General features: G+C 53.3%; 30 protein-coding genes and 1 other annotated feature. Of the genes, 21 read left to right on the forward strand and 9 right to left on the reverse strand.

Features of this window, described 5'->3' with window-relative positions:
- The first annotated feature begins 57 nt into the window (after positions 1–57).
- On the forward strand, positions 58–792 hold the full coding sequence (locus FMM01_RS01775) for a YebC/PmpR family DNA-binding transcriptional regulator (RefSeq protein WP_027827470.1): 735 nt from the start codon (positions 58–60) through the stop codon (positions 790–792).
- A 76-nt stretch (positions 793–868) separates the two neighbouring features.
- On the opposite strand, the gene FMM01_RS01780 is transcribed toward FMM01_RS01775, so the two are convergent.
- Entirely contained in the window at positions 869–1,147 is a 279-nt protein-coding gene (locus FMM01_RS01780) for a GNAT family N-acetyltransferase (RefSeq protein WP_027827469.1), read from the reverse strand.
- Positions 1,148–1,493: 346 nt separating this feature from the next.
- On the opposite strand from FMM01_RS01780, the gene FMM01_RS01785 reads away from it, so the two are divergent.
- The 15 genes from FMM01_RS01785 to rplA all read left to right on the forward strand — a co-directional run bounded on the left by FMM01_RS01785 (position 1,494) and on the right by rplA (position 13,690).
- Entirely contained in the window at positions 1,494–2,033 is a 540-nt protein-coding gene (locus tag FMM01_RS01785) for a dCTP deaminase/dUTPase family protein (protein WP_027829450.1), read from the forward strand.
- A 61-nt stretch (positions 2,034–2,094) separates the two neighbouring features.
- Positions 2,095–3,507, forward strand: coding sequence for a DNA repair protein RadA (radA, locus tag FMM01_RS01790; RefSeq protein ID WP_063516467.1), 1,413 nt, complete (start codon positions 2,095–2,097; stop codon positions 3,505–3,507).
- Positions 3,504–4,643, forward strand: coding sequence for a PIN/TRAM domain-containing protein (locus FMM01_RS01795; protein WP_150391517.1), 1,140 nt, complete (start codon positions 3,504–3,506; stop codon positions 4,641–4,643). The genes radA and FMM01_RS01795 overlap by 4 nt, the downstream gene beginning before the upstream one ends.
- 66 nt (positions 4,644–4,709) lie before the next feature.
- On the forward strand, positions 4,710–6,221 hold the full coding sequence (gltX, locus tag FMM01_RS01800; protein ID WP_063516466.1) for a glutamate--tRNA ligase: 1,512 nt from the start codon (positions 4,710–4,712) through the stop codon (positions 6,219–6,221).
- Positions 6,222–6,344: 123 nt separating this feature from the next.
- Entirely contained in the window at positions 6,345–7,754 is a 1,410-nt protein-coding gene (gene cysS, locus FMM01_RS01805) for a cysteine--tRNA ligase (RefSeq protein WP_027829447.1), read from the forward strand.
- Positions 7,751–8,152, forward strand: a complete 402-nt coding sequence (locus FMM01_RS01810; protein WP_150391518.1) for a Mini-ribonuclease 3 — start codon at positions 7,751–7,753, stop codon at positions 8,150–8,152. Before cysS ends, FMM01_RS01810 begins: the two co-directional genes overlap by 4 nt.
- Positions 8,145–8,915, forward strand: a complete 771-nt coding sequence (gene rlmB / locus FMM01_RS01815; protein WP_063516464.1) for a 23S rRNA (guanosine(2251)-2'-O)-methyltransferase RlmB — start codon at positions 8,145–8,147, stop codon at positions 8,913–8,915. The genes FMM01_RS01810 and rlmB overlap by 8 nt, the downstream gene beginning before the upstream one ends.
- Complete coding sequence (locus FMM01_RS01820) at positions 8,915–9,463, forward strand: YacP-like NYN domain-containing protein (protein ID WP_063516463.1); 549 nt, start codon at positions 8,915–8,917, stop codon at positions 9,461–9,463. The genes rlmB and FMM01_RS01820 overlap by 1 nt, the downstream gene beginning before the upstream one ends.
- A 123-nt stretch (positions 9,464–9,586) precedes the next feature.
- Positions 9,587–10,180 (forward strand): sigma factor, encoded by a 594-nt coding sequence (locus FMM01_RS01825; RefSeq protein WP_190973429.1) that lies wholly within the window; start codon positions 9,587–9,589, stop codon positions 10,178–10,180.
- Positions 10,181–10,245: 65 nt separating this feature from the next.
- A complete protein-coding gene (rpmG, locus tag FMM01_RS01830) occupies positions 10,246–10,395 on the forward strand; it encodes a 50S ribosomal protein L33 (RefSeq protein ID WP_081674942.1) in 150 nt (49 codons plus the stop codon).
- Positions 10,396–10,414: 19 nt separating this feature from the next.
- Complete coding sequence (gene secE / locus FMM01_RS01835; protein ID WP_027829443.1) at positions 10,415–10,588, forward strand: preprotein translocase subunit SecE; 174 nt, start codon at positions 10,415–10,417, stop codon at positions 10,586–10,588.
- Between the two features lie 133 nt (positions 10,589–10,721).
- Positions 10,722–11,270 carry a transcription termination/antitermination protein NusG gene (nusG, locus tag FMM01_RS01840; protein WP_027829442.1) on the forward strand — a complete coding sequence of 183 codons (549 nt, stop codon included), beginning with the start codon at positions 10,722–10,724 and terminating at the stop codon, positions 11,268–11,270.
- A 2-nt stretch (positions 11,271–11,272) separates the two neighbouring features.
- On the forward strand, positions 11,273–12,127 hold the full coding sequence (locus FMM01_RS01845; RefSeq protein ID WP_063516893.1) for an alpha/beta fold hydrolase: 855 nt from the start codon (positions 11,273–11,275) through the stop codon (positions 12,125–12,127).
- Between the two features lie 364 nt (positions 12,128–12,491).
- Positions 12,492–12,917, forward strand: a complete 426-nt coding sequence (rplK, locus tag FMM01_RS01850) for a 50S ribosomal protein L11 (protein ID WP_027829439.1) — start codon at positions 12,492–12,494, stop codon at positions 12,915–12,917.
- An 83-nt stretch (positions 12,918–13,000) separates the two neighbouring features.
- A complete protein-coding gene (gene rplA, locus FMM01_RS01855; protein ID WP_027829438.1) occupies positions 13,001–13,690 on the forward strand; it encodes a 50S ribosomal protein L1 in 690 nt (229 codons plus the stop codon).
- Positions 13,691–13,702: 12 nt separating this feature from the next.
- Here rplA and FMM01_RS01860 read toward each other — a convergent pair whose 3' ends face one another.
- Entirely contained in the window at positions 13,703–14,041 is a 339-nt protein-coding gene (locus FMM01_RS01860) for a hypothetical protein (RefSeq protein WP_150391520.1), read from the reverse strand.
- Between the two features lie 88 nt (positions 14,042–14,129).
- Here FMM01_RS01860 and FMM01_RS01865 point away from each other — a divergent pair, with 88 nt between their 5' ends.
- Positions 14,130–15,014, forward strand: coding sequence for a GNAT family N-acetyltransferase (locus FMM01_RS01865; protein ID WP_190973430.1), 885 nt, complete (start codon positions 14,130–14,132; stop codon positions 15,012–15,014).
- Complete coding sequence (locus FMM01_RS01870) at positions 14,990–15,763, forward strand: class I SAM-dependent methyltransferase (RefSeq protein ID WP_063516835.1); 774 nt, start codon at positions 14,990–14,992, stop codon at positions 15,761–15,763. The genes FMM01_RS01865 and FMM01_RS01870 overlap by 25 nt, the downstream gene beginning before the upstream one ends.
- 15 nt (positions 15,764–15,778) lie before the next feature.
- Here FMM01_RS01870 and FMM01_RS01875 read toward each other — a convergent pair whose 3' ends face one another.
- The gene (locus tag FMM01_RS01875; RefSeq protein WP_150391522.1) at positions 15,779–16,681 is read right to left on the reverse strand and encodes a helix-turn-helix domain-containing protein; all 903 of its coding nucleotides are present in this window, start codon (positions 16,679–16,681) and stop codon (positions 15,779–15,781) included.
- A 106-nt stretch (positions 16,682–16,787) separates the two neighbouring features.
- Between FMM01_RS01875 and FMM01_RS01880 the strand changes: the two genes are divergently transcribed.
- Positions 16,788–18,419 carry an ATP-binding cassette domain-containing protein gene (locus FMM01_RS01880; protein WP_190973431.1) on the forward strand — a complete coding sequence of 544 codons (1,632 nt, stop codon included), beginning with the start codon at positions 16,788–16,790 and terminating at the stop codon, positions 18,417–18,419.
- On the opposite strand, the gene FMM01_RS01885 is transcribed toward FMM01_RS01880, so the two are convergent.
- The 3 genes from FMM01_RS01885 to FMM01_RS01895 form a co-directional block, all read right to left on the reverse strand.
- Positions 18,370–19,284 (reverse strand): diacylglycerol/lipid kinase family protein, encoded by a 915-nt coding sequence (locus FMM01_RS01885; protein WP_150391524.1) that lies wholly within the window; start codon positions 19,282–19,284, stop codon positions 18,370–18,372. The two genes, FMM01_RS01880 and FMM01_RS01885, sit on opposite strands and share 50 nt — an antisense overlap.
- A gap of 191 nt (positions 19,285–19,475) precedes the next feature.
- Positions 19,476–20,912, reverse strand: coding sequence for a nicotinate phosphoribosyltransferase (locus FMM01_RS01890; RefSeq protein ID WP_150391525.1), 1,437 nt, complete (start codon positions 20,910–20,912; stop codon positions 19,476–19,478).
- 23 nt (positions 20,913–20,935) lie between these two features.
- The gene (locus FMM01_RS01895; protein ID WP_150391526.1) at positions 20,936–21,496 is read right to left on the reverse strand and encodes a cysteine hydrolase family protein; all 561 of its coding nucleotides are present in this window, start codon (positions 21,494–21,496) and stop codon (positions 20,936–20,938) included.
- Between the two features lie 137 nt (positions 21,497–21,633).
- Positions 21,634–21,751 (forward strand) — a sequence feature (ribosomal protein L10 leader region).
- Between the two features lie 36 nt (positions 21,752–21,787).
- Here FMM01_RS01895 and rplJ point away from each other — a divergent pair.
- Both rplJ and rplL read left to right on the forward strand, forming a co-directional pair.
- The gene (gene rplJ, locus FMM01_RS01900; RefSeq protein WP_027828845.1) at positions 21,788–22,297 is read left to right on the forward strand and encodes a 50S ribosomal protein L10; all 510 of its coding nucleotides are present in this window, start codon (positions 21,788–21,790) and stop codon (positions 22,295–22,297) included.
- Between the two features lie 38 nt (positions 22,298–22,335).
- Entirely contained in the window at positions 22,336–22,707 is a 372-nt protein-coding gene (rplL, locus tag FMM01_RS01905) for a 50S ribosomal protein L7/L12 (protein WP_027828844.1), read from the forward strand.
- A 162-nt stretch (positions 22,708–22,869) separates the two neighbouring features.
- On the opposite strand, the gene FMM01_RS01910 is transcribed toward rplL, so the two are convergent.
- The 3 genes from FMM01_RS01910 to FMM01_RS01920 form a co-directional block, all read right to left on the reverse strand.
- Positions 22,870–24,045 (reverse strand): tyrosine-type recombinase/integrase, encoded by a 1,176-nt coding sequence (locus FMM01_RS01910; protein WP_150391527.1) that lies wholly within the window; start codon positions 24,043–24,045, stop codon positions 22,870–22,872.
- Positions 24,046–24,140: 95 nt separating this feature from the next.
- Positions 24,141–24,968: a DUF1828 domain-containing protein gene (locus FMM01_RS01915; protein ID WP_150391528.1), complete on the reverse strand. Its 828-nt coding sequence runs from the start codon at positions 24,966–24,968 to the stop codon at positions 24,141–24,143.
- A 24-nt stretch (positions 24,969–24,992) separates the two neighbouring features.
- Complete coding sequence (locus FMM01_RS01920) at positions 24,993–25,481, reverse strand: DUF6978 family protein (protein WP_150391529.1); 489 nt, start codon at positions 25,479–25,481, stop codon at positions 24,993–24,995.
- Between the last annotated feature and the right edge of the window lie 52 nt (positions 25,482–25,533).

Raw genomic sequence — 25,533 nt, forward strand, 5'->3', positions numbered from 1 at the left:
TTATCTATTGTGTTTGCGTGACTTTTTTACCAATTACACGAAAGAAGGAAATATAGAATGTCAGGACATTCCAAATGGCATAACATTCAAGGACGGAAAAACGCCCAAGATGCCAAACGCGGCAAAATCTTCCAAAAACTCTCCCGTGAGTTATTTATGGCTGCAAAGAGCGGAGGTCCTGACCCCAGCGGCAACCCCTCTCTACGCTTAGTCATGGATAAAGCCCGGGCAGCCAATATGCCCAAGGATAATATCAAGCGGGCCTTGGATAAAGCGGCCGGCAACGATGAGACGCACTATGATGAAGTGACTTACGAAGGGTATGCACCGGGCGGTGTGCCGGTTTTGGTCGAGGCTTTGACCGACAACAAGAACCGGACTGCTTCCGATGTCCGGGTCGCCTTTACCCGGCATGGCGGCGCTCTGGGTGCGTCTGGTTCTGTTTCCTATCTGTTTGATCGCAAGGGCTACATCGTAATTGACCGGTCCACGACCGATGCCGATGAGGACCAAGTGTTGGAAGATGTCATGGACGCTGGCGGTGATGACCTGCAAACGTCTGATGATGCGTATGAGATTTATACCAACCCGAAGGACTTCACGGCGGTTCGCGACGCGCTGGAGAAGCAAGGCTACAAATTGGCTGATGCTGAATTGACCATGATTCCCCAGAACATGACGCCGATCCCGGACGATAAGCTGGAGAAATTCCAAGATATGATTGATGCTTTGGAAGACAATGATGATGTTTCCGAAGTCTATTATGCCGCTGAACTGCCTGATAACGATTAAGAGGCAATTACGGGTATGAGCAAAGGCACCGCCTTGGACCATGTGGCCCGGGCGGTGCCTTTCGTCTTACCCGGGGCTAAGCTTTTACATCAGCGTAAGCTTCCGGATGTTTCATGAATTGAGTGCGGGCGTAAGTGCAAAGCGGTTTGACCTTGATACTGCGGTCCCGAGCCGCTTGCACCGCGGTATCCAGCAGTTCTTTGGCGATCCCTTTGCCGCGCTGGTCGCCGCGGACGAAGGTGTGGTCGATCACCCAGACTTTGCCGTCTTCACTGGGCTGGTAGGTGAGCTCGGCCATGAGGTCACCTTGCAGGTCGTTGGTAAAAAAGCGGCCGGGTTCTTCGATAAAGTGCACAATAGTCCCCTCCTTGTATGTTTTTCTAAATTCAATGTACCGGAGGAACGGCTGGAGTGCAAGTATCCTGCCTGCGATGGTAGAATGAGACAATGGAACTTGATACGTCGTTGGCTGCCGTGCCAATGCTTCGCAATCTCCGGCTGAGGGGGCTGGAACGTGGTGACGGCGCTTTGAGCCCGCAAAAACCGCGGTCTCAAAGTCGCCTAACCACATCGGCGGCAAGCCACCGTGTGGTTTCCACCACTGAGCCCCCTCAGCCTCCGATTGCTACGCATTGGCACTACGTACACTAGACATGGACAATGACGGCCAGTTTCAGAGTGATTGATAAAGAGGGATGAACATGGAAAAAAAACGCGGTTTTGCCGTGGTAAGTCGGTTTGCGGAGGCGGGGTTGGCTTTGCCTCAGCGGGCGACGCGGCATTCGGCGGGATATGATTTTACCGTGGCAGAGGATTTCTTGCTGCCGACGGTGTGGCGGATGAATTTTGTTCGGTTGTTTCGGCTGATTCGGAATGAGCATCCGTTGACTGATCGCGATTATGAGCGGGCTGAAGAGGTACTGAAGCCATATTTAGTCCCCACGGGGATCAAGGCTTACATGGGCGACGACGAGTATCTGATGCTGGCCAATCGATCCAGCAACCCGATCAAGCGGGGGCTGATCCTGCCTAATGGGGTGGGCATTGTCGATGCTGATTATTACAACAACCCCAGCAACGAAGGTGAAATTTTCTTTGCTTTGGTGAACTTTGGCGTACGGGACGTGGTCCTGCACCAGGGAGATCGAATTGGGCAGGGAATTTTCATGCCATATTTAACGGCCGATCAGGATACGGGGAACGACCGCGACCGGGCCGGCGGATTTGGTTCTTCCGACTGATGGCACTTGTCGCTGAAGGGCGCATACTGTACTGATACCAACAAAAGGAAAGGGGTATTCAATGGTCAAAACAAAAAGCCGCTATGTCTGTCAAAACTGCGGTTATGTGTCACCGCAATATTTCGGCCGCTGCCCCAACTGCGGCGCTTGGAACCAAATGGTGGAAGAGGTCTACACCGCGGATGCCAACAAAAAAGTGGGCGGCAGCAGCAATGGCGTGCAAAGTCAGCCTGTTGCCTTGGATGCCGTTAATCTGGATGATAACAAGCGCATCCCAACGCACATTTCTGAACTCGACCGCGTCTTGGGGGGCGGGGTCGTGCCGGGGTCGCTGGTCTTGATCGGCGGTGATCCGGGTATTGGCAAGTCTACTCTGCTGATGCAGGTTTCTGGCCAGTTGGCCAAGACCAGCGGCGAACAGGTGCTGTACGTCAGCGGGGAAGAAAGCGCGAGCCAGATTCGCCTGCGGGCTGAACGGCTGGGGGTTGGCGGCAAGCACGTCGTCGTTTATCCGGAAACCGATATGGATTTGATTCGCCGGGCAATCAAAGAGGTCAAGCCGGGTTTTCTAATCATTGATTCTGTTCAGACGATGAATGAACCGGCTCTAGCCTCAGCCGCTGGCAGCGTCAGTCAGGTGCGGGAAGTGACCAATGAGTTGATGCGCATCGCGAAAAACGATGGGCTGACGACGTTTGTTGTTGGGCACGTGACTAAAGATGGGGCGATCGCCGGGCCAAAAATGTTGGAGCACATGGTCGATACCGTTCTATACTTTGAGGGGGACATGCACCATACGTATCGAATCTTGCGTGCCGTGAAGAACCGGTATGGGTCCACCAATGAGATTGGGATTTTCTCCATGGAAGAAGATGGCCTGCACGTGGTGGACAACCCCTCCGAGTCGTTTTTGGAGGAACGCTTGCCCCATGCGACGGGATCGGCCATCGTGGTGTCCATGGAGGGCACACGGCCGATTTTGGTTGAGATTCAGGCTTTGATGTCCCCAACACTGTTCGGCAATGCCAAGCGAACCACCACAGGCATCGACCACAACCGGGCAGCCTTGATCATGGCGGTACTGGAAAAGCGGGCGAATCTGCTGTTGCAGAATCAGGATGCTTATCTGAAGGCCACTGGCGGGGTGAAGTTGGATGAACCGGCCATTGATTTGGCGATTGCCATGGCAGTGGCCTCTAGTTACCAAGACGCCGAAGTCGATCCTGGGGATTGTTTCGTGGGCGAAATCGGTTTGACTGGTGAAATCCGCCGGGTGAATCGGATCGAGAGCCGGATTGAAGAAGCGGCCAAGCTGGGCTTCAAACGGATCTTTGTTCCGAAAAATAATTTATCCCGCTATAAGCCCACTGCGAAGATTCAGGTCGTGGGGGTCACGACGATCACCCAGTGCCTGCAACAGGCGCTGAAACCAAGTAAAGCTGCATTAGCAGAGAAAGGGGGCCGTGGCGCATGAGAAAAAATATTATGCGGTTTGTTTTCGCCCTGGCTGGGGCGGCCATGGGTTATGCTATTTTTCCATATTTCTGGGCACTGCTCCGTCAGGATACCAACATATTCTTGATGAACGGGTTAGTCAATGCCTTGTTAGGTGCAATTATTCTATTAGTGGTCGAATTGGCAGCGGAACCGACGCTAACGGCAAGTTTAAATAAAACAGAGGCTAAACTGGCGGCGCTATCGCCGTCGGTGCTGCTGTTCAGTACGTTATTCGCCACTGCGGGACTGATCATTGCCAATTTGATTTCTATTCCGCTGTACCAGACACGGAATGTGTTGACGAATAAGATCGTGCCTATCGGCTTAATGATTTTGATGGCCTATTTGGGGGCCCGGGTCGGCTCGCTGCGCGTGGAGGATTGGCGCAAGACGTTTGCCCGCCGGCGGACACCGGAACCGACCAAATCCGGGGAGGTCATGGGCCGCAAGGCAGATGATAATTTCCGCCGGTATAAGATTCTGGATACTAGTGTGATCATTGACGGCCGGATTCACGACATTGCCAAAACCGGCTTTATCGAGGGCACTTTGCTTGTTCCAGATTTTGTGGTCCACGAACTGCAGCTGATTTCCGATTCGGCTGATAATCTGAAGCGGGCTAAGGGTCGGCGCGGGCTGGACATTCTCAATGCCATGCGCAAGGACCCAGCGGTGCACATCGATAATTACGATGGTGATTTCGACGATTTAACCGAAGTGGATTCGAAACTGATCAAGTTAGCGAAGCTGATCGATGGTATTGTCGTCACGAACGACTTCAACCTGAATAAGGTTAGCCAATTTCAAAACGTGCCGGTGCTGAATATCAACGCCTTGGCCAATGCCTTGAAACCCCAAGTCCTGCCCGGGGAAACCATGACGGTGAAGGTGATCAAGCAAGGGACCGAACGGGCCCAAGGGGTCGCTTATCTGGAAGACGGGACGATGATCGTCGTTGAGGATGGTCAGTTCTACATCAATAAGATGCTGGATGTGATCGTCACCAGTGCCCTGCAAACCAGTGCCGGGCGGATGATCTTCGCCAAGCCGGCGCATCAAACCAAGAAACTGAACAGCAGCGATAGCGACAATAAGTCGAAGAAACGGGCTTGAAGTCCCGTTGGGTTCCAAGTAGACTGATATTTGTGGATTTTTAACTTGTGGAAAGAGGTTATTTCTTTGACTGACGGAAAGATTCGTGTCCGGTACGCCCCGTCTCCGACGGGTCACCTGCATATCGGTAATGCCCGGACGGCCCTATTTAATTATTTGTTTGCCCGCCACAATGGCGGCACCATGGTGTTGCGGATTGAAGACACCGACACTAAGCGGAACATTGAAGGCGGTACGCAAAGCCAGATCGACAACTTGCACTGGCTGGGTATCGACTGGGATGAGGGTCCGGATGTCGGCGGCGATTATGGTCCTTATCGCCAGAGTGAACGGCGGGATATTTATGACCGCTATATCAAGCAATTGCTGGACGAAGGCAAGGCCTACGAGTCTTACATGACTGAGGACGAACTCGCGGCGCAGCGTGAAGCCCAGAAGGCTGCTGGCCAAACACCGCGGTACGAAGACGAATACGCCGGGATGAGCGCGGATGAAAAGGCCCAAGCAATCGCTGACGCGAAAGCTAAGGGCTTAAAGCCGGTCATTCGGTTCCGCGTGCCCAAGGATCACACTTATGCCTGGGACGATATCGTCAAGGGCAAGATCAGTTTCGACTCCGATGATGTCGGCGGCGACTGGGTGATCCAGAAGCGGGACGGCATGCCGACGTATAATTTTGCCGTTGTAATTGATGATCACCTCATGGAAATTACCCACGTGCTGCGCGGCGACGACCATATTGCCAATACGCCAAAGCAGCTGATGATCTATGAGGCCTTTGGCTGGCAAGCGCCGGAATTCGGCCACATGACCCTGATCATCAATACCGAAACTGGGAAGAAATTATCCAAACGGGACGAGAGTGTCCTGCAGTTCATCGAACAGTATCGGGAATTAGGTTATTTGCCGGATGCCATGTTCAACTTCATTACGCTGTTGGGCTGGTCTCCGGTGGGCGAAAACGAACTGTTCACCCGGAAACAATTGATCAAACAGTTCGACCCGACTCGGCTGTCCCGTTCGCCAGCAAAGTTTGATGCCAAGAAGCTGGAATGGGTCAATAACCAGTATGTGAAGAAGACCAATCCCAGCACGCTGCTGGGCCTGAGCATTCGCAATTGGCAAGACGCGGAGCGGCTGCCTAAGGAAAAGATCGATCGTAAGACGCTGGAATGGCTGCGCGCCATCGTTGGGCTGTTCCAAGATCAGATGAGTTTTACCCAGCAGATCGTTAAGCTGTCCGAGATCTTCTTCATCGAGCCGCCCGCATTGACGGACCAGGCGAAGGTTGAATTATCTGATCCGCTTGCCCTGCCGGTCTTGCAGGAGTTCCAGAAGCGGATTCAGGAGCTGCCTCAGTTTACGGCGTATGCCATTCAAAATATGATCTATGATATTTCGAAGGATACCGGTGCCCGGGGCCGCAAGCTCTACATGCCGATTCGGATCGCCACGACCCGCGAGACCCATGGCCCGCAATTAGCGGAGTCCATTGAGATCTTGGGGATCGACAAGGTCAATAAACATTTGAATTTGACCTTGCAGGAAATGGCCTCACTGAGTACAAAACAAGATTAAATATGAGAATGACGCGCACCTGCGCTGGGTGAATAGCCTGGTGGAGGGTGCGTGTTTTTTTAGTTGACGTTGCTTTCTAGGGTATAATAGTAAGCAAACACCATTTAAAGAAAGGTGGACCCTATGCTTAAAGTTTGGAATACGCTTACCAACCAAAAAGAAGAGTTTCATCCGTTGACCCCGCACATTGTGAACATGTACGTCTGCGGGCCCACGGTTTACAACTATATTCATATCGGCAATGCCCGGTCCGCCATTGCCTTTGATACGATTCGCCGCTATTTTGAATTTCGCGGCTACACGGTCAACTATATTTCGAACTTCACTGACGTGGACGACAAGCTGATCAATGAAGCCAAGGCCGAAAACAGCACGGTACCAGCGATTGCGGACAAATATATTGCGGCGTTCTATGAAGACACCGATGCGCTGAACATTGAACGGGCGACGGTGAATCCCCGGGCTTCGCACAACATTCCGGAAATTATAGATTTCATCAAAATTCTGGTGGATAAAGGCTATGCCTATCCTGTGGATGGCGACGTCTATTATCGGACGCGGAAGTTCAAGAATTATGGTGAATTGTCCGGTCAGAATGTGGATGAATTGGAACAGGGCGCCTCCCAACACGTGACGGCTGAAGAACTGGCGCGGAAGGAAGATCCCTTGGACTTTGCTCTGTGGAAAGCAGCTAAGCCCGACGAGATCTCTTGGGAATCGCCTTGGGGCCAGGGCCGACCAGGCTGGCACATTGAATGCAGCGTGATGTCCATTAAGTACTTGGGCGCGACGTTTGACATTCATGGCGGCGGCCAGGACTTGGAATTCCCCCATCACGAAAATGAAATTGCCCAGAGCGAAGCGGCTACGGGCCACACTTTTGCCCGCTATTGGCTGCACAATGGGTTCGTCACGATTGGCGACGACGACGAAAAGATGAGCAAATCCCTGGGTAACTTTGTGTTGGCCCGGGATTTGATTCAGGACAATGATCCCCAAGCGGTGCGTTTTTTGATGGCTACGACCCAGTATCGGCGGCCGATTCGATACAGCCAGGCCAGTTTGCAGGATGCCAAGAATAATTTGGAGCGCCTGCAGACGGCCTGGACTAATTTGAACTATCGTTTTGCCAGCGCTGAAGCCGGTAATACCTCGGCAGTGGACGACCAGGCAGACGCGATTCAAACCGCGTTTATCACGGCCATGGATGATGATTTCAACGCCCAGAACGGGATGACCCATGTCTACGAATTGGCGAAGACCATCAACACCTATGTCGAGCAGAAAGTCGTGCGGATCGGCACCCTGGAACATCTCCGGGGCCTGCTGCGGGATTTGGCCGGTATCTTTGGCATTCAATTTGCTGAAACGGGCGAATTGCTGGATGCGGATGTGGAAAACTTGATTGAAGAACGCATTGCGGCCCGCAAAGCCAAGAACTTTGCCCGCTCTGATGAGATTCGTGATCAACTGGCTCAGGAAGGGATCATCTTGGAAGACACGCCTCAAGGAACGCGGTGGCACCGCAAATGATTGATGACAAAAGTTTGAACGGCATTGATCTGGCCTACTTAGGCGATGCAGTCTATGAAGTCTTTATCCGGGAACATTTACTGAGTCAGGGGATTCGCCAGCCGGCCGCCCTGCAGCACCGCTCGACCCATTTTGTTTCAGCCAAGGCGCAGGCTAAACTGAGCGCATTGATGGAAACTGGCGATGTGCTGACGGCGGATGAAAAGGATGCGTTCCGGCGCGGGCGGAATGCCAAGAGTTATACCCACGCTAAAAACACATCAGTATTGACGTATCGGATTTCCACCGGCTTTGAAGCCATCTTCGGTTATCTGCAGGCGAATGAACAAACCGCCCGGATCGCTGAACTGGCCCACTGGTGCATTACGCAAGTAGAGGAGGGTCATACGCATGACTGAACATGAAACACCGGCAGTGGACGAAAACCTCGTCTTCGGCCGCCACCCGGCCATCGCCGCCCTGCAACAGGCGGATGCCCAGACGGTGAATAAGATTTTCTTGCAGGATACAGTACAAAAGGAGTTTGCCGGGGATATTTTAGCCCTGGCCAAACGGCATAAGATTATGGTGTCCCGAGTGCCCAAGGCTAAATTAGATACCTTGGTGAACGGCGCCAATCATCAAGGTGTTGTCGTGGCTCTAGCAGCATTTCCTTATGCCAGCGTGGACGATATTTTTGCCAAAGCCGAAGCGGCGGGTGAGCCGCCGTTTATTATGGTTCTGGATAACGTGGAGGATCCCCATAATCTCGGGTCCATTGTTCGGACTGCGGATGCCGCCGGTGTCCACGGCGTGATCATCGGCAAGCACCGGGCGGCCACGCTTACGGGCACTGTGGCGAAAGCAGCGGCTGGCGCGTTGAGCCGCGTCCCTGTTGCCCGGGTGACCAACTTGAGCCGAACGATCGAAGAAATCAAAAAACGCGGTGTCTGGGTCTTTGGCACCGCCATGGATGGGGAAGACTTCACGACCTGGAACAGCAGCGGTCCGGTGGCTATCGTCATTGGCAACGAAGGCAAGGGCATCTCCCCAGGTGTCGCCAAGCTGCTAGATGGGACCGTAACGATTCCCATGGCGGGGCAGATTCAGAGTCTGAACGCGTCCGTCGCCGCGGCCATCATCATGTACCGGGTATTTCTCGGTCGGCGGGGTGACAACTGATGCGCCATCAGATCATTATCGTGGATGGCTATAATGTCATCGGGTCTTGGCCCGAGCTGACCAAGCTCAAAGAAGCAGGGCACTTCGACCAGGCCCGGGATCGGTTGTTGGACATTCTGTCGGAATATCACAAGTTTATTGGCGACGTGCGGATCATCGTAATTTTTGATGCAATGTACGTCCCGGGAATCAAAGAGAGTTTCACAAAATGGGACTTGGAAGTGACCTTCACGCCGGAAGACGAAACGGCCGACAGCTACATCGAGCACCTCACCGGAGAATTGAATACCCCGCTGAATCAGGTGACGGTGGTGACCTCTGATCAGGCGGAGCAGTGGACTGTGTTTTCCCGGGGTGCACTGCGGATCTCGTCGCCGGAGTTTGGCCGGGAGATCAAGCGTATGCGCGATCAGCTGGCGGCCGACACGAAACATTTTGCCGCGGCCACGCCGCGCAATGTCCCCTGGCGGCCGGACCAAATGCTCAGCTTAGGGCAATTCCTGAAAAAGCTGATCGATAAACGGGGCCATGATGACGCGCATGATTAATGCGCTGATCATGGACTAATAATTTCTGATTAAAATTACTATATTTTGTTGCCGTCAGTTCGCTTGGCGGCTCTTTTTTTGCCCCTCTATACTGAATTTATTGACAGTTGTGGAGGGATGAGCATGCCAATTGATGAGACCTTGATCGCCGCCGTCATCGCCGGCGATTCAGAAGCCTTAGAAGCCCTGTTCCAAAAATACTTGCCGTTGGTGAATAGTATTCGTAAACATTATTTTGTCCGCCTATTTGATGATGATGATTGGTATCAGGAGGCTCGGTTATGCTGCTATCAGAGCTGCTGCCGATTTGACGGTCGGCGGGGATCAAAGTTTGGCGGTTTCTTCAAGTACTGTTTTACCAATCATGTGCGCGGGCTTGTGCGGCGGGAAATGGCGGCCAAACGCAAGGGGGAAGCTGATAATGTATCGTTGGAGCAAATGCTGGTGAGCGGCAAATTACAGGCCGCTGCTGAAAACACTGAGACTAATGTGTTAGACACCTATTTGCGGCATATCCCCGACCTCTGGCCGCAATTATCCGGTCAGCAACAATCCGTCTGGCAAGCCATGCTGCAGGGACAAACTGTGGTGGAAACGATGACTCCTTACCAGTTTCGCTGTGCACGGGCTGCCTGTCGGGAGAAGCTGACGGAATTAATGACGGAGGATTGCACCACGGCCGAAATTCGCCGAATGAGCACACCCCCTCGGGTTTGACGCTGCCCGCTCCCTTATGCTAAAGTGGTTCAGTACAGAATCTGAAACAATAGGGGGACAAGCCCATGGCAGTAAGGAAAGTCGCCCTGGCGTGCAGCGTTTGCGGTTCCCGCAACTATATGGTTGCTGAGAAAAAGGACCGGACCGAGCGCTTGACGTTACGCAAGTTCTGCAAGCATTGCGGTAAATATACGATCCATCGCGAAACACGATAAGTCAGGGGTAAGTAACGAAATGAAATTTTTGAAGAGTGTCGTTCAAGAAATGAAGCTGGTCACTTGGCCAACATTTAAGGAAAACCGCCATGATACCGGGACCGTTGTGATCACGTCTATTTTATTCGGCGTTTTCTTCGGTGCCGTGGACTGGGTCCTGGGCACCGCCATGAACTGGTTCGTCAAGCTGTAAAGACGATTAACCAGCTGCAGCGATGACTTTCTTTAGCCGTCGCTTTTTTTGTCCGCATTTGCTATACTAGGGGTGTCGAAAACTTCGTGAGCGGAGTTTTTTTATTTTGTCCAAAAAGAAAAGGAGTTCAATCATGGTCGAAACAGCTGAGAAACATTGGTACGTACTGCACACTTACTCCGGTTATGAAAACCGGGTCAAGGCAAACCTGGAATCCCGGGCCCAATCCATGAACATGGAGGACTTCATCTTCCGCGTTGTTGTGCCTGAAGACGAGGAAATGGAAAAGAAAAACGGGAAAGAAGTCATGGAAAAGAAGAAGACCTTTCCTGGCTATGTCCTGGTGGAAATGGTCATGACCGATGAATCTTGGTTCGTCGTGCGGAACACCCCCGGTGTCACCGGCTTCGTTGGGTCCCACGGGGCCGGCAGTAAGCCAGCCCCGCTGCTGGACAGCGAAGTGGCGCAAGTCCTGCACTCCATGGGCATGAGTACGCGCCATGAAGGTGCCGTGGACTTCGAACCTGGCGAGAGTGTCACCATCATCGATGGCGCCTTCAGCGGGCTGGTTGGTAAGGTGACCGAAGTGAACAAGGAGAAGCTGACCTTGAAGGTCAACATCACCATGTTCGAGCGGGAAACCAGCGCAGAACTCAATTTCGACCAAGTCGATAAGATCTGATTATGGCTTGGTGGCTGTGGGGGCTGCTGCTGGGCGCGGCAGCGGTGCTGGTGGCCGCCGCAGTGGATTGGTGGCGAATCGGTCACGTGCCGAAACACTTCACCCCCATTCAGCCGCACCTCGGCAACACGCCGACAATTTATATTCATGGGTATAGCGGCAACCGTTATTCCTTTGGCCACTTGCTGGGGCGGTTGCACCGGGCCGGCATTGCGCAAAAGGCCATGGTGATTCACGTAAAAAGAAATGGCCAGTTACGGGTTCAGGGCCATTTGCTGGATACTAAAAATCCGACGATTCAGGTGATCTTCTGCCGTTCCCGGGCCCACCTGGCCACCGAACTCACCTGGCTGCACCAAATCCTGGTGCTCTTGAAACACAATGGCGTGCACCGGGTGAACCTGGTCGGTCATTCCATGGGCGCTGTGCTGGTCATGCTGGCGGCGATGCAGCTGCCCACCAAAGATACTCCCCGAATCAATAAGATCGTTACCCTGGCGGGGCCGTTCAATGATATTGAACTGGGTAAGGACACGGATGAGATCCTGGTTTACGAATGGGGACCCCGCGGACCATTCCGGCAAGCACCGATTTATCATTATATTGCCGAAAAAGTCCACGACCTGCCCCGGGATATTCACATCCTGAATATCGCCGGCGACATCTTCACCATCCCCACCCGGCACGACGACGGTGTCATCGCCGTCCAATCCGCCTTCGCCCTGCGCTGGCTCTTACCCAAGGCCGGCATCGATTATCAAGAAGTCCTCATCCGCGGCGTCCGCGGCGCCCACTCGCTGCTGCATGAGAATAAGCTGGTGGATGATAATATTGTGCGGTTTTTGTACGCGTCGTAGTTTGATTAATGGAAAATAGTCGGACGGTACACGGCAAAATTATGGGTACAGTGAATCTAGTGCCAATGCGTAGCAAGCGGAGGCTGAGGGGGCTCAGCCATGGAAACAACACGGCGGCTTTGTCGCCGATGTTGTTAGGCGATTTTGAGACTGCGCAGCAGGCTCAAAACGCCGTCATGGCGTTCCAACCCCCTCAGCCGCAGCTTGCGGAGCATTGGCACGGCAGTCAAAGGCGCTTTTCATTCTGAGTCCACTTGTTGTTTACAAGCGCCCATGCTATAGTATTCAGGTAGTTTTTTCTACACGTGGGAGGAGAAATCAACATCTCCATGAACCACGGCACGAACGCTAGGAGGTATGTTTCGTGGCAAAGAAAGTAGCAAACGTTGTAAAGTTGCAGATCCCTGCTGGTCAGGCGACCCCTGCACCTCCTGTTGGTCCTGCTTTGGGTCAAGCCGGCATTAACATTGTCGCCTTCACCAAGGACTTCAATGCCCGCACAGCAGAACAAAAGGGGACTATCATCCCTGTAGTTATCACCGTCTATGAAGATCGTTCCTTTGATTTCGTAACGAAGACTCCTCCGGCTGCCGTTCTTTTGAAGCAAGCAGCTGGCGTAGACAAGGGTTCTGGCGAACCGAACACCAAGAAGGTGGCCAAGGTCACTAAGGATCAGGTTAAGGAAATCGCTGAGACCAAGATGCAAGACCTAAACGCGGCTGACGTTGACGCCGCCATGCGCATGGTTGAAGGTACGGCTCGTTCGATGGGGATTACCGTCGAAGACTAAGTACGGATGATTAGTGAAAGCTGATTGATCAAGTGGGAGGGCCTGAGCGCCCGTTAACCACATTTTGCAAGGAGGAAAACAGAGTGGCAAAAAAGAGTAAAAAGTATCAAGACGCCGCCAAATTGGTGGACAAGAACAAAATCTATTCTGCCAGCGAAGCAATTCCGCTGGTTAAGAAGACTGGTTTTGCCAAATTCGATGAAACCGTTGAAGTATCCTACAACTTAGCTGTTGACCCGAAGAAGGCCGACCAGCAGATCCGGGGCGCCGTCGTGCTGCCTAACGGGACTGGTAAGAAGGTTACCGTCATTGTCTTTGCCCAAGGCGATCAAGCCAAGGCAGCTCAAGAAGCCGGTGCTGACGAAGTCGGTGCCGAGGACTTGGTGCAAAAGATTCAAGACGGCTGGTTGGACTTTGACGTTGCTGTGGCAACACCGCAAATGATGGCCCAAGTTGGTCGTCTGGGCCGGGTATTGGGACCGAAGGGCTTAATGCCTAACCCCAAGACCGGTACGGTGACCATGGACGTGGCGAAGGCCGTTAACGACGTCAAGTCTGGGCAAGTTGCCTACCGGGTTGATAAGGCCGGTATCGTGCACGCACCCATTGGTAAGGTATCCTTCGATGATGCCAAGCTGGAAGAGAACTTCAAGACTTTCAACGACACCATCATCAAGGCTCGCCCGGCTTCTGCTAAGGGGAACTATATCAAGAACCTTTCGATTTCTTCCACCTTTGGCCCTGGCATCAAGGTTGATCCGACATCGTTCTAATTTTTTAGACGATCAAAAAGCATCGCGGAGATTTCTCTGCGGTGCTTTTTTACTTGCCCTGGGCCAAAAAGATAAATTGTACAAATCGCGCAACCCATCGATTTCAATTTCATCCGGTCGATCGGGGCGCACAATGACCACTAGCGGGAAGTGTTCAGAAAACATTGGCGGCTGCAGCCACCTTTTGATTTGGTTAGCGGTGATATACGGCGTTAGCGCCGCGGCGAGCTCTTCTTTTGACCAGACCATTTGAAAAAGTAAATAGTGCTGGGCAAAATCTGGCAGTGCATTGGCTTGTTCAGCGTACTGCGCCATCCGGCGGGTCGCTTCTTTACGGGACAATTGGGCCATGGAATCCCTCCTTGCTTTGTATGGTACGCGAATCAGCAGGGATATGCTACAGTATACGTATCAATTTTTAATGGAAGCGAGCACGCGTATGACGATCACTATTGTTCCTAATCTTTCAGCTGCCCAACGCGCAGCGGCCAATCAGCTGGTGGCCGTTGTTGAGGCCCATGATCACACGTATCGGGAGCCGTACCTAAGCAATCAGTTTAATTTTTCGCTGACCATGCCCAGCTTTTTTCTGGCGTATCGCGCTGACCAATTAATTGGCCTGCTGTCTTTGTATACGGACGGCGGCGCGGGCACCATGGCCGATGTATTTGTCCTGGTGCACCCCGAGTGCCGCCAGCAGGGTGTGGCCACCGCGCTGTGGCAGGCGGCCAAGCCGGTGCTGCTGGCCAACGGCTATACTGAGTGGGAATTCATCACGGAGCAAGTCTTTCTAGCCGACTATCCCGAATTTCTTGCCCGGACCGGCTTGCAAGCAGATCCGGAAACCGAGTATCAAATGGCCGCCGCCGCGGCTCAGTTTCCGATGCCCAAGCAGAGTCCCGGCCGTATTCGGCCCCTGCGTGCCGCGGATGTGGCGGCGCTGGTCCCGCTGTACACCGCCGCCTTTGCCGATCAAACCCCAGCGGCGGCGCGCAATTATTTGATGCGGGCCATTCCGGATGACCAGACGCTTACCTATGTGTATGTGCTGAACCAGCAGCTTGTCGGCAGTTGTGCGGTGGATATCAGCGGTGTCAGTGATTATTTCTTTAGTCTCTTTATCAGTGCGGACTACCAAAATCAGGGGTTGGGGACCGATATGGTCCGGCAAATCATGGCGGTGCGCAGTGCGGCGGCCCCCAAGGCATTTACGCTGGGGGTCGAGACCAATAATCCGGCAGCGCTGCATGTTTATGCCACTGCAGGATTCAAAAAACAAACGGAAGTGGTGTATTTAATATGTCCGAAGAAAAACAACCACTGAATTACCAAGAAATCAATCGCCAAACGGTGAACCAGTGGGTCGCCGATGGCTGGGAATGGGGTCAACCCATCAGTCACGCAGAATATCAGCGGGTCGCCCAGGGCGGGGTGCCGCACTTGGTGCTATCACCCACTAAACCGGTCCCCGCGGCGTGGTACCCCGACTTGCACGGTAAAAAAGTTTTGGGCCTCGCTTCCGGCGGTGGTCAGCAGGGCCCGCTGCTCACTGCGTTGGGGGCCGACGTGACGATCATCGACTATGCGGATACTCAAATTCAAGCAGAGCAGCTGGTGGCGCAGCGAGAGGGGTACGACATCACGGCGATCCAAGGGGATGTCACAAAGCGCCTGCCTTTTGCTGATGAGGCCTTTGATCTGATCGTCCACCCTGTGGCCAATGTGTATTTTGCGCAAGTCCAGCCGGTGTGGCAGGAGGCGTTCCGTGTCCTGAAGCATGGCGGCGCGCTATGGGCCGGGTTGGATAACAGCATCAATTTTCTGGTGGATGGGGCAGAGGAACGGATCATCAATGCGCTGCCCTTTGATCCGTTGAAGAATCCTGACCAGATGGCGCAGTTGCAGGCCGACGACAGCGGCGTCCAGTTTTCCCACGGCATTGACGAGCAGATCGGCGGTCAGCTGAAAGCCGGTTTCCAGCTCTTGGATGTCTATGATGACATTAACAGCAGCGGCCGCTTGGCCAAGCTGAATATTCCGACATTTTGGGTGACCCGCGCGGTGAAACCCTGATTTGCCTGAGACCTGCTAATGCGGGTCTTTTTCTTTCCGGTATTGTCGCGCATCGGCCCGCCGGACGCGGAAAATTGTGGGCAGCACCCGGTCCGCATTGGGGTCAAACAGCTCTAGAAAACCTGTGATCGTACCGATGATCCGAGTCCCTTCGGACCACTCGCCAAAGTACCAGGCGGCTAGGCCCGCGATGGCTTTCTTCAACAAGCGGTCGGACCAGTTCAACTGGGTATCGGGAAAGACCAGCGCCTTGGCCGCACTGGCCTGCGCGGCTGCCATGTGCCGCAGGGTGGCTTCGGCTTGAAAGACCACAAAGTAATAATTCAGCAATTCTCCGCGAACATTGTGGGGATCGCTCAGATCTTGGAGGTAGCGGGCGCAACTGGCTTCCATCCGGGTGGTGATAGCGGCCAGCTGCCGCTCGTGGTCCGGTTGGCGCAGGAGCGGTACGATCAGCATTCCGATGAAGCGGATATCCTGCAGGGTCCATTGGGGCTGCGCTAACAAATGGGTCAAAAAACGCTGGGTACTGCCCTTGAGGGCCCCGGCTCGGCCATCCCAGGCGGCGACCAGCAGCCGGGCATAGGCGGCATTGGTTTGCGCCCATAAGGGGGCGTCGGTTGGTACCGTCATGTATTGGCGGAGACTCATGAAGTCTTCTTGATGATAGTAATGGTCAATGACCGTCAACTGCTGTTCCGCGGGAGCCAGTTGATACCCCTGTTGAATATACCGAAATTCATCCGCTGGAATGCCCAGCCGGTCCAGCAGGGCAAACAATTTGCTGGCGCTGATGTCGTGCTGCCCTTGTTCGAAGCGGATGGCGAAAGAGCGGGAGGTGATCCCGCTATAAATTTCTTTTTGGGTGAATCCTTTGAGCTGGCGCAAATATTTAACCGTTTTTCCCAGCGCGGCCATCAATGACTCCTTCTTTCTCTTGATGTGGCATATACGCCACATTTTAGCACATTGATTGGCCCAAAAACGGCCCACAATGAACTCATCAAGAAGGGATGGGATCATCATGGGTCGTTATTTGCGCCGTTTTCCCGGTCAGCTGGCCGGAGTCGTTGGCTTGATCGCCGTAATTCAGGGCATTACCGTGTGGGCGTCTACCCTGAACGCCACCTTACTGGATGCGTTGATTCAATTTAATTTGCGCCGTTTTCTGACCGCTGCCGCGCTGCTCATGGGCGGGTGGGTGCTGATTGCGCTGCTGACCTACGTCGTGACCATTGCCCAGACGCGGCTGACGCAAACGATTGATATTGCCATTCGCCAGGATCTGACGACCCTGCTGCGGGGTAAGAACTACGAGACGTTTGGCGAACGGACCGTGGGCGCCTATGTCTCCTGGTTCACCAACGATATTGAAATGATCAATGTCCAGGGTCTGGCCAGCTTCTTTATGGTGGTTTCTGAGCTTTTTGGCACCGGGTTCGCGTTGATTGCCCTCTGGCGCTACCACTGGACATTGGCAGGCACGGCAGCGGTCTTGGCGGTGCTGATCATCACCGTGCCGCGAATCTTTGACCGGCCGCTGAATCAAACCAATACCGCGCTGACTCAGGAGAACGAACACTTTGTGAACCGGACGGAGGATGTCTTAAGCGGTTTTGACTTTCTCTTTGCCTTTCACGCGCTGTCATTGATCACGCAACGGGTGGTGGCCGCTTCCCGGGAGCTGAAGCAGAAAGCGGTCGCCCAGAGCAAAGCCCAGACGGCGGTGCAGGTCACTGGGTTTCTGGGCAATGTGATGGCCCAAGTGGTCCTGATGGGTTTGAGCGGGATTCTGGCCATGCAGCGGTTGGTCACGATTGGGACCTTGTCCGCCGTCGGCAGTCTGGCTGGCAACGTGTTCAATAATTTAGGCAGCATGAGCAACTATCTCGGGATGATGCGCGGCGTGCAGCCGATTTTTGCCAAATATCAGGCAGCTGCACCGGCGCCGGCGACAAAAAAAGACCCGGTCACCCGGGTCGCGACCGCGCCGCTGCTGGCGGTGCAGCATGTGTCATTCAGTTATCAGGATCAGCCGATCCTCCAAGATGTCTCCTTAACGATTCAGCAAGGGCATAAATATTTGTTGGCGGGGCCTAGCGGTGCGGGTAAATCAACGCTGTTGAAGTTAATGGCCGGGTATTTGACAGGGTATCAGGGCCAGCTGGTCTTTCACGGGCAGGACTACCGGGCCATTGGTCAAGCAGCTTTAATGGACCGGATCCTTTATCTGACCCAAACGCCCCAGGTGATCAGCGGGACGGTTGCCGATAATTTAATTCTCACGGATCACTATTCTGCGGCCAAAATGATCCAAGTACTGCGGCGGGTCGCCCTGATTACCACAGAGGCTGAAGGCCCGGATTTTCTAAAACAAGACGTCGGCGCCAAAGGGACGGCTCTCTCTGGCGGCCAGCTGCAGCGGTTGGCGCTGGCCCGGGGGTTGCTGCGGGGCTATCACATTCTGCTGCTGGATGAGGGGACGTCCGCGGTGGATGGGCCGACGGCGGTGCAGATCGAGCAGGACCTGCTGCTGGATCCGCGCCTGACCTTGCTCATGATCAGTCACACACCCCATGCAGCCACGGCACCGTTATTCGATCACGTCATTCAGTTTCCGCTAACCAAAACTGCTGGGGCACCTGCGTCAGTGTAACGTGCACGGGGGTCTGGAATTCTTCGCCATCGATTTGGATGTGTTCATGGGCGGCGGTGGCGAAACGGAAGTGGCGGCGTTGGTAGAGGTGCAGTTTGGGGTGGCGGGATTTGCCGCTGAGAATATTGGCTAAGATCGGCATCAAAATGTGCCAGGGCGCCTTGTTCACAGCCACGAGGCTGAGCCGCTGGGGATCGCGGCGGTCGTCCGGGAACAGGCGAATACCGCCGCCAAGAAACGGGTGGTTCGTGAAGACGAAGAGGTACGTTCGTTGATTGGCGTGGGTGTGCTCACCTTGCCAGGTCGACGTAAAGCCTTGCTGCTCGCGCAGCGCGCGCAGAATATTGATCCCATAGGAAAAATGGCCCAGATGAACGCGGTTCAAGTCAGTTTTCAGCCCGGATTGGTTCGTATCATACACGATGCGGGCGTCAATACCGATGCCGAAGTTGTTAATGAAATATTGCGTGCCCAATTCCGGCGAGATCGCTTTTCCCACGTTACGGGATTGGGCCCGGCTGCGGGCTAACGCAGCAACCGCCTTGTCCGGGCGCAGCGGGATCCCGTTCGCCCGGGCAAAGTCGTTGCCAGTCCCAGTGGGGACATAACCCACTGCAGTGGTGTGGTTGCCGGTTTCCTGCAGGCCGTTGACGACATCGTGCAGGGTCCCATCGCCGCCAATGACGACACACCACGCTTCAGCCGGCAGGCCGCGGCTGATCCGCCGAGCGTCGCCGTCCCGGGCGGTATAGTAAATCTGGTCAATGGTGAACAGGGCCTGCAATTGGGTCAGCAGGGCTGGAATTTGCTTGCGGTGGCGGGCATTACCCGCCTGAGGATTCACGATCACGGTTATTTTAGCCATTGTTCAACGCTCTACTTTCGTCAGGTTATCTTTACTTTAGCGTATTGGCGGCCGTTTGGGCAATTTCGTGCTCATAGAAAAAAGGACTTGGATAACAGCTCCGCCTGATATGCCGTGCCAATGCTCCGCTTGCTACGCATTGGCACTCGTTACATCAGAATACCGGAGTGTTGTCCAAGTCCTTTTCTTAATTAGTCTTCGTGGTGCGCGTCGATCAGCTGTTGTTGCAGTGCCGCCAGTTTCGGGGTTAGATACACCGGATACAAATCTGGATTGACCAGCCGCTGAGTGGCTTCCGGCAATCGAGTCAACGCTTCCCGCGCATGCTGCTGGATGGCAAAGACATCGGTGGGCACGGCGCTGGTGTGGCCGGGGGCCAGGACCGTGGCGAGCAGCGGCTCGGCGGTGAAGTTCTTCAGCGTTACCCGGGCGTGGGTCACTTGGGGATCCGCACTCACAGCTGCAATGACGGCGGGCAGGGTTTCATCCGCCAGGGCAATGATATCGGCAAAGGCCCGCTCACTGCCTGGATGGTAGAGGCGGTAAACCTGCTTGTGCCCGGGCAGGGTCGTTTTCTCCCGGGTAGCACTGACTTTGATCTTCGGCTGCCATTGGCCGTTGACTTGTAACGCGGCCAGCTTGTAGACCCCGCTGAGGACCGGGGACGAGGCACTGGTGATCAATTTCTCGCCAATGCCGAAATTATCCAGCGGGGCGCCTTCTTTGAGCAGGGATTGAATGACCGTTTCATCCAAGGCATTGGACGCCGTGATTTTGGCTTCGGGGAAGCCGGCGTCGTCCAGCATCTGCCGGGCGGCTTTGGCTAGCGCGGTGATGTCCCCGGAATCAATGCGGATACCGACCGGTTTGTGCCCGGCGGCGCGCAGTTCCTTGAACACGGTGATGGCATTGGGCACGCCGGAGGCCAGGACGTCATAGGTGTCCACCAGCAGCGCACTGTTATCCGGGTAGATCTTCGCCCAAGCGCGGAATGCGGTCAGTTCATCGGGGAAAGATTCGATCCAACTGTGCGCCATGGTGCCGGCAGCCGGGATGTGAAAGAGTTTGGCGGCCAGCACGTTGGAGGTGCTGGCACAGCCGCCGATGACCGCGGCCCGGGCGCCGTAGACGGAGGCATCCGGGCCCTGGGCGCGCCGGGCACCGAACTCCATGACCGGCCGGCCCTCTGCCGCGGCGGTGATCCGCCGAGCCTTGGTGGCAATCAAAGATTGATGATTCACGAGGTTCAAGAGCAGCGTTTCTAACAGTTGTACCTGCATCAATGGGCCCTGCACCGTGAGCAGCGGCTCCCGGGGAAAGACGGGCGTCCCCTCCGGCAGGGCGGTGACGGTACAGGCCAAGTGTAAAGTGGCCAAGTAGTGCAGGAAATCCTCCGAATACAGCTTCAGCGACCGCAAATAGTCAATATCGTCAGGGGCGAAGCGGAAGTTCTCCAGGGCCTCAACGACCTGCTGCAGGCCGGCGGCGATGACGAAACTGCCGTGATCCGGCACGGTGCGGTAAAACACATCGAAGACCGCTTGATCTTCGTGGGGCAGGGCGGCGTAATAACCGTTGGCCATGGAAAATTCGTAGAGATCAGTCAGTAACGCGTGGTTCATTGTCATAAGAATTAAAACCCTTCTTTAAGTTAATCCGTAACTTGCGCACCCAGCACGTGGGCAAAATGACCGAGCGCCCAGTCCTGGCCGGCGGGCGTTAAAGCCGCGACGGCATTCTGGTGGACGACGATTTGGTAGTTCAAGTTGTAGGCATCCACGGCGGTATGCAGGACGCAGATATCGGTGCAGACGCCGACCAAGTGCACGGTGTCGATTTTGCGCTCCCGCAGCCGTAGATCCAGCGCCGTCCCAGCAAAGGCGGAATAGCGGGTTTTGTCGAACATAGTCACCCGTTCCGCAGCCTGATGAGCCGCATACCATGGCTTCAGCGGACCGTAAAATTCCCGTCCCCAAGTGTTCCGAACATTATGGGGCGGGAACAGCTTGCTTTCGGGATGATAGGGATCGTGGGGCGTATGCACGTCGGTGGGCAGGTACACCCAGCCGTCCTGGTCCCGGAATTCATCGGCGAGGGCAATGATGTTGTCCGCTAATTTCTGTCCCGGTGCCCCGCAGGTCAAGGCGCCCTTGTCGGCGACAAAGTCGTTGGTGTAATCGATGATCAATAACGCTTCGTTGGTATGGGCCATGAGAACCGCTCCTTTATTAAATAAAAGTCATTCAGACTTTTATTGTTTAGAGACAACAATACACGTTTCATCCGTGTTTTTCAATTCTTCGGCTTGAAATTTGCTATTGACGCTGGCTAAGTTTCCGTGCTATGCTTCTCTTTGGTTATTTTCTGCCTAAGACTCGGGTGGCTGATGAGGCCTTAATATCCCGCCGAGGAGTTAATTCGGAGTGTACTCTATGTCTAGGCAGGCATGGAGTTTTTTTATGGCAAAGAAAAGCTGATAAATCAACCAATGGAGGTGAATCACATGCCAAAAGAAGCAACGATCGCCAAAAAGGCAGCAGTTGTTGACGAAGTAACGGACAAGTTCAGCCGTGCTAAGTCTGCTGTTGTTGTCGACTACTTGGGTCTGACTGTTGACGAAGACACGAAGCTGCGCAAGCAATTGCGTGACGAAGGCGTTGAGCTGGAAGTTATCAAGAATACGTATCTGCGTCGTGCCGCTGAGAAGTCTGGCTACGAAGGTTTGGATGATACATTCACCGGCCCGACTGCTGTCGCTTTCTCTTATGAAGATGTTGCTGCACCGGCTCGCGTCATTTACAAGTTCGCTAAGACTGCCAAGAATTTGGAAGTTAAAGGCGGCATGATCGAAGGCAAGGTTGCATCCATGGATCAATTATCCGAGCTGTCCACATTACCGGACCGCGAAGGCTTACTGTCCATGCTGTTATCTGTTCTGCAAGCACCTGTTCGCAATGTTGCGTACGCCCTCAATGCGGTGGCCGACAGCAAGAACGACGAACCGGCTGCCTAGTTTTTAAAATCGTAATCAAAATTCGGAGGTAAATAGATATGGCTTTAGACACACAAAGCATTATCGAACAATTGAAGGGTGCGACCATCCTTGAATTGAACGACTTAGTTAAGGCAATTGAAGAAGAATTCAACGTTTCCGCTGCTGCTCCTGTTGCTGCAGCTGGTGCTGCTGGCGGTGCTGACGCTGGTGCTGAACAAACTGAATTCGACGTTGAGCTGACTGAAGCTGGCCAAGAAAAGGTTAAGGTCATCAAGGCTGTTCGCGAAATCACTGGCCAAGGCCTGAAGGACGCTAAGGGCATGGTTGATAATGCTCCGACCGTTATCAAGGAAAAGGTTTCTAAGGATGACGCTGACAAGCTGAAGGCTCAGCTTGAAGAAGTAGGGGCTACGGTTACTGTTAAGTAAGCCATCCTCAATTCTGAGAAAAAATACCGCATCTCAACGACCGTTATGGCCGTTGGGATGCGGTTTTTCTTTTGCCCAAATTTCGCAGGGTTCCATTATGTTCCACCAAAATATGGAACGGCGTATGGAACATTTCCATTTTGTTCCATATTGTGTTCCATATCAGCCAAAGAGATCCTTGCTCATGCCGTCGAAGACCTTCTTGGCGCCTTCCTCGGTGGGCCGAGTGTATTCGTTGGTCATCTCGACGTTTTTGTGGCCGAGCCAGTGCATGATTGCCATGTCAGGCAGCCCATTTTCCTTTGCGTGGGTGGCGAAGTAGTGCCGCAGCATGTGAGGGCGGACGGTGACGCCAGCCTTATCGTTGACTCGCTGGAAAAGGATCCGGTTGATGTTGCCCGGGAAGATTGGCATGCCGGTCCGTTCGTCGAGGTATAAAAACGTCTTCTCGGTGAAAGGGCGCCCGGATTTGAGGTACGCTTCCTTCGTCCGGGCCAGAGCGTAGTCGATGTACTTGGTGATCTCACCCCGGACATAAATGGTTCGATTGGCACTGGGCGTTTTCAGAGGCCCGCCAAGTGGCGCGTACTGGGTACGGGCCACATAGAACGTGATGGCGTAATACGTGCCGATGTCGTCGATGCCTTTGACGAATGATCGAATCTGTAAGCCGGCCAGTTCAGATCGGCGCTCGCCCAGGGTCATGAGGTAGAGCATCGTCATTTGATACTTTGAAAGCACCGTCTTGGCCGTCTTCATGAACGTATCGTAATCCTTGACCGAGAGCGACTGACTGCGGGGTTTGACGGCTCCCTGAATGCTGATCCCTTTGAGGCGATTCTTGTCGATAATGTCATTATTCTCGGCGTCAAAATAGATGTGCTGCATGACGGCATCGATGGTGTTGACGGTTGTCTGGGCATACCCCGCTTTGACCTTGCCGTCAATGAATTGCTGGTAGCTGGCTCGCTTAACGTCGGCGAGGGGCGTATTACCAAAGACCGGGCGCAGATGCTTGTTGAAGTATTGCTGCTGGGATTTGATTGTGGATTCTCGCCAGATGCCGAGCTCCTCCCGTCGTTTGACCATCTTGTCGAAGTATTCTCCGACAGTCACGCCGCGATGGGTAAGCGGGTTGATCTCGTTGGTGCTGAGCGTAGCTTCGAATTGTTTCAGTACCGCATCGGCTTGCCGCCAGGTACGGATCCCGCTGCGGCTGAATTCGTCGCGTTTGCCTACACTATTGTTGAATGTTCGGCGGACGCGATATCGTTTCCCTTTGGCCGTGTCATACTCATAAATATTGGGGTGACGCGGTACGGGCGTATATTTTCGCATGTTGGTATTCCTCCCTGAATTGTGTATTTTTTGGCGCTCGGTACACACATCAGTTCGATATAGGCGTGAAAGAAAAGCCCCGAGACGGGGCAAAGTCAGGCTGGCGTATTGGAGAAAGCGCTGATACTATCGGCCATTTCAGAGAACAGGATTCCGTTAATGATGACACCAGTATCATCAGCAAGTGTTTGTTTAAATTTCTGAATGCAATCAGGAGTTGAGGTTTCAGCATCATCGTCTATGACGGCGATATATTTCCCTGGACGAATAGAAGGGTACCTGTTGATGCGTTCTGCATCCCATGAGAATACCTTCGCGCCATTAATGAATTGTGGGCTGTGAAAAGTTCTAACTACGGTGTCACCATTTTTAGCTGTTGGAATGATAAAGTCGAAAATGAATGAGAGACCATTTGGAGCAGCGATTGCGCGGCTCTTACTGAAAAGAATGCCCTTATCTTTGAGTAAGGCCTCTACTTGATCTTGAAATAGATTTTTGACATTATTAGTTCCAGTAAAGGTTAAGTCAATGATTCTGAGTATCCCCTGGAGCATCCGTTGCTTAGCACCTGGAAATTGATCACGATGTGAAACAATATAGAGTTTTTTTGAATTGCTGGCACGTTCAATCCCAAAAGACTCAAGGATATCAGTTAAAATTTTATTTCTAGTCGTAGTACGGTTATCAAAAAAAATTCCTTGCCCTTCGAGATTGTCAAGCGTCTCACCGTTATCAGTTACCTGGACTTGACCATTTGCCTCAGGATAAACGTACATATCTACACCATCAAAGGAATCATCTAAGAACGGCGTTTCTATTCTCACAACTGATCGATCATGGGAGCCAACATCGTTAAATGATTCTTCTTCAAATAGCCAATCAAAATATTCACGTTTAAGGTTGGAAGCGTTGAATTCGTCCATGGCAAGGTCTCCTTTCGACGGTTGTTAAGAGGTTCTTATATTTGTCTTTTTGAAGAAGTCTTCAAGTGTTCTAGCAATATTACTGATGTTAGGAAATTCGTTGACGTCAATGGGAATAGCGACACGACCTTTATTCGCATATTCCGGGGTGTAGATGTGAATGTGTGAATATCGTTTGGCCGTTTTTTCCCAAGGGTTCTTATGGCGTTGATTGATGTCGAGCCGCGCTAGATGCAGATTACTTTGTTTGAATCGTAAGTGAATACTGTAGGACAATGATTCAATCGGAAGCAGTGCATCGCCGCAGTGGATATGTAAAATATACTCGATATCATCGACAATGCCAAGTATCACTGCGTTGCCATCAATTTCTGATCCTCCGAGGAGGGTGACAGACTCAGAAATTTTTGTCCTAATTTCATCTATTTTTAGTTGTTCTTTGGGATGCTTGAGTGCATTCAAAAGGTATTGCACGTCATCTTCACTCAAACTCGATTCGTCGAATGTACTCATTTGGATTCTCCCCTTTGAATTTGTAGACACCGACCATTACTTCTTTTTGCCA

The sequence above is a fragment of the Schleiferilactobacillus harbinensis genome, assembly GCF_008694105.1.
Taxonomy (GTDB): domain Bacteria; phylum Bacillota; class Bacilli; order Lactobacillales; family Lactobacillaceae; genus Schleiferilactobacillus; species Schleiferilactobacillus harbinensis.